Raw genomic sequence first — 14,588 nt, 5'->3', positions numbered from 1 at the left:
GCCGCATTCAGCAAATATAGCTCGACAGCTCATCAAAATTTAGCCTCGCACTTCATCAAAAGTTGGCTTCTCCCTCCATCAAAAGTTGGCTTCGCCAACTGGGCCAGAACCATTATTGCTTGGCTGAGAGAATTGATTGCCAGAGCGCACCGGGGTTACGCCATCTCCGGTGTCGGCATCATAGATGCCATAACTGGCACCCACAAAAGCCGGTGTACCAAAATCGCCCGATGACGTTGTACCTGCGCCCGTTCCACCCGCACCCGGGTTAGCTGCAAAATCACCGTCTGCACCGTCAGAGCCATCACTTCCTGGGCTACCTCCACTATTTGTCGGTCCACCTTCAGCCGTGATCAGGGTGTTATTGCGAATCATCGGAGCTAAATCAGCACCAACCATAACCGCATAAGAAGGCCCTCCAGCACCAGAACCTCCCTGACCACCCGATCCACCGCGACCGCCACCACCGCCGCGGCCACCACGCTCGGCTCCACCCGCATCACTGGGTTCAAATATTCCGCCATTGCCTCCGGTACCGCCAATACCACCAAATCCACCAGCCCCGGCACGGCCACCGCTCGCAGCGGTAATAGTGTTATTTTCTACCATGGCATCCAATACATTGTATAACAGCACGCCAATGGAGGCGCCACCACCTGGGCCTCCTGTACCACCTACGCCAGAGCGACCGCCGCCGCCGCCACCACCTCCGCCACCTCCAAGAGTAGCGAAGCTACCTTCACCGCCACCTCCGCCACCTCCACCGGCGCCAGAACTACCGGTTTGCCCGGTATTGCCATTATCTCCGCGAAAAAACCCACCAATGGCAATAGTACCGCCCTCAGTTCCACCATCGCCGCCATCACCGCCGTCGCCGCCGACACCGCCTTTGCCAGCACCACCAAAGTTAGTACTGCTGCCGCCAGAACCACCTGCCCCTCCGGCACCACCCGTACCGGCAGAACCGGGCACATCCGAAATCCGGAAGCCGTTATCACCAGCCTCTCCATTACCACCTAAGGTGCCGCCGCCACGTCCACCATCACCACCTTTGTTACCACCAGCGTTAACGTTGCCCGCTGCACCGCCGTTTCCTCCATCACGGCCATCGGCAGCAGCGCCATTTCCACCACTAAGCCCTCTCTCCCGGCTGGCAGGCGAAGCACCATCCCCACCCTTACCAGCAACAATGGTATTTCCTGTGATCTCGACCGAAGCAATATTGGCAATACGCACGCCATAGCTGCTGGCCGGGTTACTGCTTTGTCCATCTCCCACAGCGCCTGCGGTTAAGGTGTTGTTTTCAATAAACAAGCTTTCAGTACCGGAGTCGGCCGACACCGCACTCACTGGTAAATCGGTTGAATCGCTACTGGCAGCCTGAATATCAAACCCTGACAGCCATGCGTCCGCGGCGACATTAGCGAAGTTCACCGCGACACGAGCGCCATTCAGGCCGGTTCGATTATTGGTTGTATCACGCCACCAGCTTTCATCGTAACCGCCATATAAACTGGTGTTTTCAGGTGGAAATAAGGTAGCACCCGTCTCGTTATAGCGCTGCCCGCTACTCAGGGTGCGAACATAGATATCAGTATCCGGCTGTGAAATTTGCCCGAGGGCGTGAGAAATGGTGCGAAAAGGAGCAGCTAAACTGCCATCTCCAGAGCCATCATTGCCATTATCACCATCGACAAAAAAGATATTGGTTGTTTGCTCCAGCACGTTAATCACAACTTCATCCGTCGCGGATGAAGCACCGATACGCAATGAAAATATCAGAGTATCAACCGTATCTGGCGCCGTAAAAGCAGGCGATACCCCCGATAAACTACCACTACCATTGGTCACGTCTGGGCCTCGGGTCTGGGTCCAGATATAATCGCCACTGCTATCAGAACGACTGGCGGAGCCATCCAAAGTCACAGAGGTTTGCTTGCTAACAAGCTGATCAGCACCGGCGTTGATACCTGTATTGTTCCCGCCACTGTTGTTCCCACCACCGCTGTTATTGCTATCACCATTAGAGCTTCCACCCCCACCTCCTCCACATGCAAGTAATGTTGAGAAAACCACGGCTATAAGTACGCAAGAGAAATATTTCATCGATATACCCCTTATCTGATTTAGGGACATTCTGAAAAACAACAATGACTGGAGACTGCCAATCAACACCAGTGAGGGTCGTGAACAATCAGGCATCACAACCACTGACGTAATCAGCAATTAACAGAGAGCAAAAGTAAGGAATACAATACAACAAACAGGGAAGCGTCTTTTTATTTATTTGCGCAAATTCTGCGAAAGACTAAACGCCGTCGCGTTAAATACTAATAAGAATTAAAATTTCTCATCGGTAGGCCTAGCACACGCATCGAGTAAAAAACGAACGTACCATAATCAAATAACAAACAAGTGATTATGAAATACTAAAAACAACAATATCAACAAGATGCCTGCATAAGCATTTTGTTTACCTCATGCCAAGTACTGGGTAAAATAGAATACTGATTCAGAGATGGAATTTTGAGATTTTTAGGATGAACTGGTTTGATTCAACAACCATTGCTGTTCTGGTATCAATGCTTCTGTCTCTGGTATTCATCCATCAGTTTTATAAGCGCCAGGGATACCTGACATTAACAGCCGCTGCGCTTTTCAACGCATTCTGGCTGCTCAGCACCAACACCCTGTCACCAGAGTCATTTCTGGTTGTCTACTTTCCTTATTTCACCGAAGCGATACATTACTGCATCTGGATTTTAGCGCTGTCCAGAGTCGTGCACCTCAGTGATACACAATCCAATAAAACACTGACGCTTATTTTTTGGTCAAGCTGGTTAATCTCTGCTTTATTGTTTTTCGCAGAATTTATACGGCTTCCCTTATCAATCTATATCAATAGCATCTTTATGCTCACCCTCTCTTTCCTGAGTTTGTTTGCTATTGAACGGTTATTCCAACACTCAAGGCTGGACAAAATACTAATCCGCCTGTGTCTCGGCGTGGTTTCTCTTTTATTCTACGACATACTTCATCACTCGCTGAACATGACTGATATAAAGTCAGCGGCACTGGTGGGCGATCTCCGCCCATACATCTATTTATGCGTTGCAATTATGATGTGCCTTTACGCACTCGCCTTTCCCAGATTCAAACAAGGAAAACACTTTCGCATCTCCCACTCTGTTGCATTTTATGGTTCTACCTTAGTTTCAACAGCGCTTTTGATATCTGTCATTACTTTCATAGCAACCTTTGTCAATGAAGAGAATAATATCTGGCTCAACGCTGTACTCACCTTAATCATATTCAGCATGAGTTTTTCTGTGATTACATCGCTATTGTCAGCGGACTTCCGAGACTCTATTCGTGTACTGATTAATAAACACTTCTTCAGCCATAAATATGATTACCGCTCTGAATGGCTCAAAGTAAACAACACGCTCTCAAACAAACCTGGCAGCATTTCACCCGAAAAATATGCAATTGAAGCGATCGCAAAACCTTTTGATGCGAAAACCGGTGCGCTGTGGATGCTGAACGGTGACTATTATCAGCTGACATTCAGCAATGTGCCCGGCATTGAAATTGGCTCGTATCGGATTCATAAAGACCATGCTATGTGTCAGCGTATGATCACCGACTCGTGGATTTTTAATCTGTACGCACCAGCCAACTCACATTTATCCAACTTTAATGAAGATCTTCCTTCTTCCCTCCTCAACAGCGGTCAGCTCTGGTTGCTGATACCTCTGATGGTCGATAATGAGCTGGACGGATTTATTGGCCTGACGACCGACAAAAAGAAACGCAGAGCCAAAACAAACTGGGAAGACCTGGATATTATCCGCACGATCAGTGGTCAAATAGCCAGCTACCTGAGGTTACATCAGTACGAGAAACAACTGGAAGAAGAACGGCAGCTCTCGTTGTACAATCAGCTAAGCTCGTTTCTGATGCATGATCTTAACAATCTGATTGCACAACAATCGCTGGTTGTAAAAAATGCGGAAAAGCATATTGATAACCCGGCCTTTATTTCTGACACAATTCATACCATCAGTCATTCCGTCACGCGTATGAAAGAGTTGTTATTTAAACTGAAAAACAATCAACCGGAACGAATTGAACGCCTGAATCTGGATACAATCATTAAATCTGCGCTGCAACACAGCTCTGGTTTAAAACCCATCCCCAATTATTCTGGGACGGATAGTGAGTTATGGGTAGAGGCTGATGCGGACAAATTGGTTATGTCTATCTCTCATCTGCTTAAAAATGCTCAGGAAGCCACACCTGAAGCCGGAAAAATCGACTTAGACGTTCAGCAAAAAGATGCAACGGCAGAAATAACCCTGACAGACAATGGTCGAGGCATGGAACAGACCTTTATAGATGAAAAACTCTTTAAGCCTTTCGAATCTACCAAATCCAATCGAGGCATGGGCATTGGTGTTTATTTAACCAAAGAGTATATCAATCAGCTGAATGGCAGCCTTGATGTGACCAGTAAGATTTCTCAGGGAACGACTTTCAAAATTCAATTACCACTAGCTATCAGTTAAATATGGACATACAAACAAGCAGTATTCTGATCATTGAAGATGACCATGGCTTAAGGAGCCAGCTCGGCTGGCACCTCGATCAATATAAAATTTATACCGCAGGAACGCGGGAGGAGGCGTTGGCAATTGTCTCCAAACACGCCCCTCCTATTGTTCTTCAGGATCTCGGCCTCCCCCCGGATGCCGACAGTGTGTCTGAAGGTATGAGATGCATTTCTGAAATACTCAACCTGAATCCAAATTGTAAAATTCTGGTTATGACCGGGCGTGGTGAAGAAGAAAATGCACTCAAAGCGATATCTTTGGGTGCACATGACTTTTTCCCAAAACCCATTAATACCGATACGCTTGACCTGATCATCGAGCGCTGTATAAAAATATATCAGCTTGAGGAGCAAAATCGTTTAAAGCAAACGAATGCGGATGCTTTCCTCTCCGGTATTATTACTGCCGATTGCAAAATGCTGGAAATCTGCCGGCTTATCAAAAAAATCGGACCAACAGAAATATCCTGTACCTTATTGGGTGAAAGTGGCGTTGGCAAAGAGGTTTTAGCCCGCTCCATTCATGCAACCAGCCAGAGGTCTGACAAGAAATTTCTTGCCATTAACTGTGCATCTATCCCTGAAAATCTGATCGAAAGCGAGCTATTCGGTTATGAAAAAGGGGCATTCAGCGGCGCGATGAAACTGACCAAAGGTAAAATCGAAAGCACGAATCAGGGAACACTTTTTCTTGATGAAATTGGTGATATGCCGCTTAACTTACAAGCTAAATTGCTTCGCTTTTTGCAGCAGCGTACCATCCAACGGGTTGGCGGCACACAAGATATTGATGTCGATGTCAGAGTCGTGTGCGCCACTAACAAAAACCTGAAAGAAATGGTCGGCGAAGGTACATTCCGGGAAGATCTTTATTACCGTATCTGCGAGCTTGAAATCACCATCCCCCCTCTTCGTGATCGCAATAATGACAAAACATTGTTAGCGAAACATTTCCTTGAGCATCACATTGAAGCCAATCAGCTCAAGCTCAAGGGTTTTTCTCAGGATGCTCTCAGTGCTATCCAAGCGTATGAATGGCCAGGAAACGTCAGAGAAATGGAGAACCGAATAAAAACTGCAGCCATTATTTGTGACAACCTGTATGTAACTGCAGCCGACCTGAGCCTGTCTGACAAGGTCGAAATAAGTGAGCAACACGAGACTACACAAGCCCTGAAAGACGTACGCAAACACGCAGAAATAGGTGCAATTGAGCAAGCCTTATCAACCACCAATAATATTTCGGCAGCAGCCAAAGTGCTAAAAGTTTCTCGCCCTACTCTGTACGACATGATGAAAAAATATGGAATAAAGCATTCGTAACTTGGATGCAGTAACTCAGGTGTAGTCGTTCATCTGTAGTATTTCAGGTCCATCTGACAGTCACCAGTTTGAGACTGATGCCTGTCAGATCAAGCCCTACCCAACGGTTTCTCCCTAACCGTCGGCATGCCTCTCGCCCTGTTATTAATGCTTCAACTCCATTTTAAGTATTCAATTAAAGTGAAGAACAATCAACGCCTACTCCGCCTCTCATTACATCAAAGTGAGCTTCAAACATAGATTTGAATAAAGGTTCGATATTCGAAGAAGTGTTATTAAACCTCCCTGCTCCAGCAATGCAAGTTGTAAGATCATTAGGATCAGGCCCCCAAGTCACACCATAACCTGGACAGCTAGGGCTACTATCCGCCCATGTACTCGGATCGGTGTTTCTTTTACCCCAAATCTCATCCGAACAACTTTGACTGTCAGTAATCCCAGATGGAGGTGCGCATTGATCAGGCATTGTTTGTATTCCATTATTACTTATGCGATCGACATAAGCATACAATGGTGGAAAGTTAATGGTCGCAGCGAGTTCAGGCATCACACATGAGACAGCAACCATCGACCTCTGCTGCCCCAAAGTAATGTCCATATAACTACCACCCGGCCGAGGTTGGGAGCCATCTACTTGCTGGTAAGGGTCACGAGAGGCTCGTTGACCAACAATTAAATTACAACCACCTGGCGCATCGTCGTAACAGCTGGCCTCTACCATATCGGCCCAATATCCACTGATATTCAGATTCTGGGCAGAAAACTGCTCACAATCACCAAATAAAGGGTCGTCCAGATGACCATTAATCTGGCTAAGCTCCTGTGGTCCCTGATTGCACTGATTCTTGTTCAGCAATTCGGTTGTGGCAGCTAAAACCCGGGCTTTAGAAGGGTCTCTTTCTAAAGATGCATAAAATGCTACTGCAATAAAATTACCTACGTGCTGTCCTGCACCACTACCATATTGACATCCCACCGGGTGCACCTGATTAGAAGCGTTACACCCGCCCTGATGCATCATCCCATACATATCTCTTCCTAAAGTCAGTAAACTCGCAAGCAAGGCTTGTGTTTTATTTGAATTATTCTTTGCTGAAAATATATAGTAGAGCGCATCGTAATAAGTCTTGGAAAAGCCAGCGGCATAATCATCACATAAAATATGTCCACATCGAAATGCTCTTCCTCCTTCACTGAAAGTCTGGTTATTTGAGACCGATGTCACACTGAAAATATTTGTACCATGTGTGAAAATTCTACGAGCTTCTTCAATGTCGGCATCACTTGTTGCAGACAGGTACTCAAGCTCGGGAATTCGTTCAAAATCAAAATCTTTTAAAGATTGAATATTTCTATCGATGCCTGTTAGCGGTGGTCGTAAATACTCTCGCCCCTGTCCCGGTGGAACCTCGTCAAGAATCGTTATGAAGTTATATGCATCAATACAGCCATTCGCAACAAGTCCCGCAGTGCCACAATTCGATGTTGCCGATTGATTTCTTTCTGTAGCTGCTACCAGCACTGTATTTTTTGAATAAATCCGGGGGTTATCGGCAAGATCAATTAAGATATCTTTCGATGCATCATAATTTCCATAATTCCCAGCAAAAAAACCTTGAGAGTTTAAGTAGCGCTCATCATCAACCCGAACAATCTGATTACTGGTAAGAGATACAAGTTCGACTGGACCACCAGACTTGCTCGCTACCCAATAATCACCGTTTGCAAATTGGCCCGACACAAGCCCACCCCCTCTGAAGATCCAATTGAAATGGCTAGAATGATCATTACCATTGTTGCCATTATTAAGAACCGGAGACACAACAATATTTAGAGCTAGGTCGCTGACCTCATCGACCTCATCGACCTCATCGACCTCAACTTGATCCTGGGCATCAGTACTCTCAAAAGGATCTCCAGAGCCCGAAGCCCCGCCACCGCAAGCCGACAACAAAAACAGTGCAACTAATAGAAAACACACATATGTCTTTTTCTGGAGAAATAACATATCAATACCCCTTACCCGGATATGCGCCACAATAGAGGTTCATGTCCTATAACATCTCAATATAGTCAACATGCCTGGTTCAGATTGGTAATTACTTCAATCACCAGTATTAATATTATGACTTTCTATATTCCAAGGATGTGTCATCAATCACTAATCAGAGAAGAGCTCGTTGCTCTGAAGTACAAGCTAATGGCAGCGAGACTGGACCAATACATCTGAGCCATACTCCGAGCAAAGCGTAATTCAGGAAATATCCAGCACCCCTGTTACGGGCCTTTGAACTCCTTCACGCCTCGGATCGTAGCCCAGGGCCAGCAAGCCACCAGATACACGATCTTTCATAACCGTCACAACATAGCGCTCATCGAGCGAGGTGCGCTGATCTGCAAAACCATAAGAAAGTATCGTATCGCAGATCACATTAATGATTCGCGGCACCCCACCACTGAGGTTGTAGATAAGCTCATAAGACCTTCCAGTGAATATCTCTTCTTCGCGACCAGCCTGGCATAAACGATGGATGATATATTCACGTGTCTCATTTTTGTTTAACGTAGGAACATGGTAATCCACTGCGATACGCTGAATAAATTGCTTTAACTTTGGATCCTTCAACTTATCTCTCAGTTCTGGCTGGCCCACCAAAACAATCTGCAGCAATTGCGCTGCACCAAAGTTAATATTTGAGAGCGTACGCAGCTCCTCAAGAACACTCAATGACAGATTCTGAGCCTCATCGATAATCAGAATAGCTTGTCGCCCAGCCTGATGTTCCTGCTGAAGAAATTTACGAAAACGGTCATACAGCACGATTGGATTGTCTGAAAGGTAATCCTGACCAAAGGCATGTAAAACCCAGGGCAGCAGTTGTCCTAAGTTTTCATGCGTGTGATTAAGAAACCCAATAGTTTGATTTTCTTCAATATTATCCAGCAACCGAGCCAGCAACGTGGTCTTGCCACTGCCAATTTCACCGGTTATTACAGTAAATCCGGAACGATTCAGAAGCCCATACTCAAGAGTAGCCAAAGCGACAGTATGCACCTCCCCTAAATACAGCAGCGCCGGATCCGTTTGCAAGGTAAAGGGTTTGGTCTTAAAACCGTAAAATGCTTCGTACACTGGCGACTACTCCCTGCCACTCATTAAATTACAGATCATTCAGAGCCAGCTCGGCGGTTTGCTTCCATACAGCATCATCTTTGCCCGCCAATTTCAGCGCTTTTTCAAGCTCTGCACGCGCGCGCAATGAATCACCAACCGCTTTATAAGACATTCCAAGATGGTAACGGAACTCGGCAGCATCTGGCATCGCTTTAACTGCATTCTCATGGAAATACAATGCGTCATTTAACTTACCTGCTTTGTAAGAAACCCAGCCCAGAGTATCCTGAAAATAAGGCACCTCAGACTGACGGAAGCGTTGAGCCAGCACCTTAGCTCGTTCGATATCCTTAAATTCATCGTAATCTGAGTAAATAACCGCCAGATTATTTGCTGCGATATCTGCATCAGGATCTTGTTTCAAGATGCCTTCATAAACAGTAATAGCCTTAGCGAGATCATTCTTTTGCTCAAGTAAGCTGGCCTTAAAAAACTGAAGGGACAGTACATCTGGCAGAGCAGTAATACCTGAGTCCAAAACAGCAAAGGCCTCCTCTGTGCGATTTTGACGATATAGTAGCCCGGCTAATTGTTGGTAGCCCTGGGGCTTATCGCTATGCAACTTCACCAGCTGCCGACCTATGCTTTCTGCATCAACTAAATCTCCCTTAACTTGTAAGATTTGAATCTTTAGAAGAAGTGCAGTTAGATTGTCTGTATCTACTTTTAATACAGAATCCAAAAAATTGAGTGCTTCCTGCTGTTTATTCAATGCCATATAAGACCGAACCAGTGTAATCATTGGTCGGGTCTTATCTTCAGCCTGGCTATATGCTTTCTCAAAAGCATTCAGGCTTTTTTCATGTTCTTCCTGACCCAGATGTATCGCACCACGAATTTGAGAGGAAACGCTGCCATCTCCATTCAGTTCGTCTAAGCGATCAGCAATTTGTTGCGCAGACTCCCAGTCTTTTAACGTCAGTTTGATCTGGGCCATCAAGCGCAACAAACTAACATCTTGACCAACTAACTGCATTTTAGAAGACAGCAACTGGTTTGCTTGACTGTATTTTTTCTGAGACACAAGCAATTGACAATATGCCAGTAATACCGCTTGATTATTAGGTTCTGATTTCAGCGCTTTGGTATATTGATCAATAGCTAACTCTGTCCGTCCATCAGACTGATGAGCTCGCCCTAACAGAGCCAAAACAGCGGCAGAACGTGGATTGTCCTTCAGAACAGAACGCAGTACCGAAATAGCCTGCTCCGTATCCCCTTCAGCCATCATTCGCTGAGCATCGAGAACAATTGCTTCCTGATTATCAGAGTCTGCCGACAGGACTTGCTGCAAATAAATACTCCCGCGTTCATTATCCCCAGCTTGATAAGACATCCGGGCAAGGCGGTTTAATGCTCTGAGACCATCTTCTCCAGCTGCATCAAACTTACTGATTTTTAAGAAAATAGTTTTTGCGTTCTCAGGCTGATCCATACGCAAATACAGGTCAGCAAGATAAAAGTTTAGCGCGATATTCTTCGGTTGTTGCTTAAGAAACGCTTGTAGCTGCAGAAGAGCCTGATCAGACCCTAAGTGACGATTTATAAATTGAACCTTGATCAACTTAGCACTGTCGTTATCAGGCTCGACCTTAACAAGACGATCGATCACAGAAAGAGCTTCAGAATATTTTTCAAAAGCAGCATACTGATTTGCCAAAGCAAAATAGTATTCGTCCTTTTCCGGGTCTAGTTTAATCAGCTGTTCAAAAACACCAGCTGCACCACTCAGGTTTTTTTGGTCATTAAAAGCGCGAACTTTCATTGATTGAATCAGCATGTTATCAACGCTATCAATTCTCGTCAGATAAACGAGTGCGCCTTCAGGGTCTTGTGCTTCAATACGCTCCGAAGCCAAAACCATAATTGCTTCTAGATTTTCAGGCTCTTGAATAAGAACGCCTTTTGCTTCGACAACAGCTCCTTCAAAATCCCCTAGCTTAAACAGCAATAAAGCTCTGAAGGAATGTCCTTCAACAGAATCGGGGGCCAGAGTGAGTATTTTTTCACTGCGGCGCAGCGCTTTATCCAGCTGATTTGCAGCTAGCTCAAGCCGACTAATCGATAGCAAGGCTTCAACATGGTCAGGCTGAAGTTCAAGTACTTTTTCTAAGTAGCGATAAACTTTTGGCCAAGATTGTTCATGCTCAAAAATCTTAGTAACTTGATATAACGCATCAACATGATTAGGGTTAATTTGCAATGCATTAGAAAACTGAATATGCGCAGCTTCATAGTTATCTTCTGCCAGAAATTCTTTGGCACTTTCTACGTATTCGTTCACTTTCTCATCTGGCGAACTACAGGCAGATAATAAAACAGCCGTTGAAACTAAAGCGATTTTCCATGTCGAATTAATCATATTTATTCCTACTCTTTAAAATATTTCGAAACAGCTCGGCTATTCCGGCAGATGGTCTCTCAGGTAGACCGACATGCCAGCGATAAACGTTTGCAACTGCTTATCGGCTTTCTCGAAATTATCATTTTCAACCATCACATTGACACGAACTAACGCACCATCCGAGCGATTTTCAAGCACCGCGCTCTTCAGTAACGATGCTCGTGCCAGATATTCATTGGTAAATGTAGTACCCATCTGATCAATCCAATAATAAACCAGCTGAGTGAACTCTCCCTTACGAATTATCACTCGATTAACCGCTTGCTTCTGTTCAATACCACGCAATTGAAACTCTGCTACGCTTTCTTCGCCGATAACCCATCCACCGCCAGGTATACAAACCCGGGGAGAGTGCAAAGCGCTACCTTCATGTTGTTGTGAATAATAAACCATATAGAGGCTGACAGGTTCTTCACCTTTTTTAGCGTAACTGCCAAGAAAATAATCATCCGGACGAAGAATATCAAGAACATCCGACTCCAGATAAGAAAGGCTGACATTCTTATTATCAATTCTCATCGGAAAGGTAGAAAACGGTTCACGCTCAGGAATATATGCCTCACGAGAAGTGTTGAGAAATAACACAACAATACCAGTAAAAAGCACAACTAAGACTGACAACAGATAGAAAGGAAAACCAAGAGTCGTCTTTAATGTTAGGTCTTCTGGCACATTGGGTGCATCGAAAGCAAATAAATCACTCAATGATCCAGGCTGGCGAATCATAAGTTTATAAAGCCACACCTCTGCCACCAGACACGCAAGTGCTGCTAAAAAAACGACCCAACCTTCAAAATCATGCAAGAACCCTTCTGCGACACTGGTACCGTGTGCGTTAACAAGAACACCTGTAATAGCAATCCGAAGGCTGTTCATAAAAATAGTAACAGGCACAGTGGATAACATCAGTACTACTTTGAACCACATAGGTGAGCGCAGACAATAAACAACCAACAGAGATATACTCAGTAAGGGGTAGAGGTACCTCAGACCACTACACGCTTCAACAACCTGAAGCTGGTAAACTCCCATATCAATAATATTCCCTTCAAGAAAAACGGGAATACCGAACAAACGAAGCAACCAAGTCCCTAGTTCTGAAGAAATAAGTTGGAGGCCTGCTGTTAAAGATGATATCAATAGATAAGGTAAGGGAATTACCAAAACAATCAGCGCGATAGGAACAAGACATGCACGAAGCAGATGCCAGCCACCCAGTAGCAATGCCAAACCAGCTAAAGTTAAGGTAAAGGAATAATGTTTTACAGATTCCAGGTTGGCTAAAGTCGCAGCAATCAAAATGGCCAGACTGAAAAAAATCAGGTAGAAACCCGATATGCTACTATTCAACGACCTGCTGAATGTAGCACCACGTTGTTGCCAAACAATATAAGCCGCAATAAAAGGCATAAACAAACCATGTCCATACTCCTCGCTCACCCACCATTGAGAGAATAGCCCAATTAGGCTTTCTGCATAGACAAGCAACACTAAGCCGACCAGTAAAACAAAGAATCTAGGGGGCACAGCCTTTGCCGCTAAAGAGGCTCCAGAATCAGTTATGCCTATACTCATTCTGTGTCTCCTTCACAAAATCAGAAATCCGTTTTATCAAACCAGCCGAAACATTCAGCTCATTACACATGTCATCAGGGACGTCCGGAGACAAGACCTGATTGATGGCAGACTCTAACTCAGCCTGATCATGAACAATATGAACGCCGCTTAGTGTACCAAACTGTTTAGCAGAAGCCAGCTGATGATCGTTTCGATGCTCACCCAAGTTTGCAACTCTTGGCATCAACACCAAAGACTTACCATGTTTAATACCAGAAATAATGGTACCCATCCCAACATGCCCAACCACCAACCTGGACTGCAATAAATAACGTTCATACACATCGGGATCAACACTTTCAAGTGTCGTCATAAACTTTGGCTGGTATACTGTCTGGCCGATCTGAGCAACAACCTTTATCTCTGGATTGTTTTCCGCCCATAGATCAACTGCCTTGATCAAACGTTCAAAAGGCAATTGGGTGCCAACTGTAACAAATATCATATGACAGACCCCGCATATTCTGGCCCGTTGTTCGTTGCGAGATGCTGCCATTGCGTTAGATACAAATCAGCGTATTTACGAACTTTTTGACCACTCAGAGAAAGCTCTTCTGAATTCGCAATGCTATCAAGCCAGATTGTTCGTGCACCAAGCTTTTTACCAAGGATAAGTGCAAAGACACCAACAGACGCACCGGTTGTCAAAATGATATCTGGCTTTAATCGAATTAACAGAACCAGCACAGAGAACGCTTGCCAAATAAGCTTTAGCTTATTCCAGCGAGATGCATCAGGAAGATAAAAGAAAGGGCTTTCAGGGTTATGCTGACCATAACTATTCTCGGTAGAAGCAAAATAAATATCTTCACCTTGAAAAGCATCTTTTACTCGGCACATTTGAACCCAGTGACCACCCGATGAGGAAACAAGTAGAATCTTCATTTGGCACCATTATTATTGGAGATGAATTTAGCAGGATTACCAGCATATATTGTATTTGATGGAATATCTTTTGTTACAACACTCCCAGCAGCAACAATCACAGAGTCTCCAATTGTAACTCCTGGAACAACAACCACTCCAGCACCAATCCAGCAGCCACGACCAATAGTAACTTTTTTAGTCTTATAATCAGTTGTCAATAGACCTTCTTCGGTCCCAGAGTGGATTCTGTTTTCACCGCAAACAAAGGAATTCAAAGAAATTCCTGTATTGTCCCCAACTTCGACAGGCCCTATAATTACAGCATTAATTCCTAAGCGACAGTTTTCACCCAACTCAACGGGTCCAACCCAAGAATTTACAACAGCACCAGACTCTATCCTTGATCCTTTACCAAATAGAAATGGAAAAATATTTCTCTTAACCTTAGATCCGACTTTAGGACCAATATCCAAGCGAGCACTAGTTGATATGTAAGTACCAGAATTCCTTTTAACATAGAAAACCCTAGCTATAATTTGATCATAAATCCTGGCAACATCTTTTATAAAATCACGAAAAATCAACATAAC

General features: G+C 44.7%; 10 protein-coding genes. 2 read left to right on the top strand and 8 right to left on the bottom strand.

Annotated features, from left to right (window positions below; genetic code table 11):
* Window positions 1-78 precede the first annotated feature (78 nt).
* Complete coding sequence (locus tag ACO05E_RS16470) at window positions 79-2,106, bottom strand: PKD domain-containing protein (protein WP_419810579.1); 2,028 nt, start codon at window positions 2,104-2,106, stop codon at window positions 79-81.
* 434 nt (window positions 2,107-2,540) lie between these two features.
* On the opposite strand from ACO05E_RS16470, the gene prsK reads away from it, so the two are divergent.
* Window positions 2,541-4,568: an XrtA/PEP-CTERM system histidine kinase PrsK gene (gene prsK / locus ACO05E_RS16465; protein WP_419810578.1), complete on the top strand. Its 2,028-nt coding sequence runs from the start codon at window positions 2,541-2,543 to the stop codon at window positions 4,566-4,568.
* 2 nt (window positions 4,569-4,570) lie between these two features.
* Window positions 4,571-5,935 (top strand): PEP-CTERM-box response regulator transcription factor, encoded by a 1,365-nt coding sequence (gene prsR / locus ACO05E_RS16460; protein ID WP_419810577.1) that lies wholly within the window; start codon window positions 4,571-4,573, stop codon window positions 5,933-5,935.
* A 175-nt stretch (window positions 5,936-6,110) separates the two neighbouring features.
* Here prsR and ACO05E_RS16455 read toward each other — a convergent pair whose 3' ends face one another.
* The 7 genes from ACO05E_RS16455 to ACO05E_RS16425 form a co-directional block, all read right to left on the bottom strand.
* Entirely contained in the window at window positions 6,111-7,943 is a 1,833-nt protein-coding gene (locus ACO05E_RS16455; protein ID WP_419810576.1) for a hypothetical protein, read from the bottom strand.
* A 246-nt stretch (window positions 7,944-8,189) separates the two neighbouring features.
* Window positions 8,190-9,068, bottom strand: coding sequence for an ExeA family protein (locus tag ACO05E_RS16450; protein ID WP_419810575.1), 879 nt, complete (start codon window positions 9,066-9,068; stop codon window positions 8,190-8,192).
* 28 nt (window positions 9,069-9,096) lie between these two features.
* On the bottom strand, window positions 9,097-11,472 hold the full coding sequence (locus ACO05E_RS16445; RefSeq protein ID WP_419810574.1) for a tetratricopeptide repeat protein: 2,376 nt from the start codon (window positions 11,470-11,472) through the stop codon (window positions 9,097-9,099).
* Window positions 11,473-11,511: 39 nt separating this feature from the next.
* The gene (xrtD, locus tag ACO05E_RS16440) at window positions 11,512-13,089 is read right to left on the bottom strand and encodes a VPLPA-CTERM-specific exosortase XrtD (RefSeq protein ID WP_419810573.1); all 1,578 of its coding nucleotides are present in this window, start codon (window positions 13,087-13,089) and stop codon (window positions 11,512-11,514) included.
* Window positions 13,070-13,576 carry a glycosyltransferase gene (locus ACO05E_RS16435; protein ID WP_419810572.1) on the bottom strand — a complete coding sequence of 169 codons (507 nt, stop codon included), beginning with the start codon at window positions 13,574-13,576 and terminating at the stop codon, window positions 13,070-13,072. Before ACO05E_RS16435 ends, xrtD begins: the two co-directional genes overlap by 20 nt.
* A complete protein-coding gene (locus tag ACO05E_RS16430; RefSeq protein ID WP_419810571.1) occupies window positions 13,573-14,016 on the bottom strand; it encodes a UDP-N-acetylglucosamine--LPS N-acetylglucosamine transferase in 444 nt (147 codons plus the stop codon). The genes ACO05E_RS16435 and ACO05E_RS16430 overlap by 4 nt, the downstream gene beginning before the upstream one ends.
* Window positions 14,013-14,585 (bottom strand): acyltransferase, encoded by a 573-nt coding sequence (locus ACO05E_RS16425; protein WP_419810570.1) that lies wholly within the window; start codon window positions 14,583-14,585, stop codon window positions 14,013-14,015. Before ACO05E_RS16425 ends, ACO05E_RS16430 begins: the two co-directional genes overlap by 4 nt.
* Window positions 14,586-14,588: the final 3 nt, after the last annotated feature.

This window comes from Bacterioplanoides sp., assembly GCF_965226395.1.
GTDB lineage: Bacteria > Pseudomonadota > Gammaproteobacteria > Pseudomonadales > Oceanobacteraceae > Bacterioplanoides.
This window is presented reverse-complemented; position numbering and strand designations above follow the sequence as displayed.

Coding starts and splice junctions, on each gene's coding strand:
- ACO05E_RS16470 (WP_419810579.1), bottom strand. CDS start 2,106: ATGAAATATTTCTCTTGCGTACTTATAGCCGTGGTTTTCTCAACATTA.
- prsK (WP_419810578.1), top strand. CDS start 2,541: ATGAACTGGTTTGATTCAACAACCATTGCTGTTCTGGTATCAATGCTT.
- prsR (WP_419810577.1), top strand. CDS start 4,571: ATGGACATACAAACAAGCAGTATTCTGATCATTGAAGATGACCATGGC.
- ACO05E_RS16455 (WP_419810576.1), bottom strand. CDS start 7,943: ATGTTATTTCTCCAGAAAAAGACATATGTGTGTTTTCTATTAGTTGCA.
- ACO05E_RS16445 (WP_419810574.1), bottom strand. CDS start 11,472: ATGATTAATTCGACATGGAAAATCGCTTTAGTTTCAACGGCTGTTTTA.
- xrtD (WP_419810573.1), bottom strand. CDS start 13,089: ATGAGTATAGGCATAACTGATTCTGGAGCCTCTTTAGCGGCAAAGGCT.
- ACO05E_RS16435 (WP_419810572.1), bottom strand. CDS start 13,576: ATGATATTTGTTACAGTTGGCACCCAATTGCCTTTTGAACGTTTGATC.
- ACO05E_RS16430 (WP_419810571.1), bottom strand. CDS start 14,016: ATGAAGATTCTACTTGTTTCCTCATCGGGTGGTCACTGGGTTCAAATG.
- ACO05E_RS16425 (WP_419810570.1), bottom strand. CDS start 14,585: ATGTTGATTTTTCGTGATTTTATAAAAGATGTTGCCAGGATTTATGAT.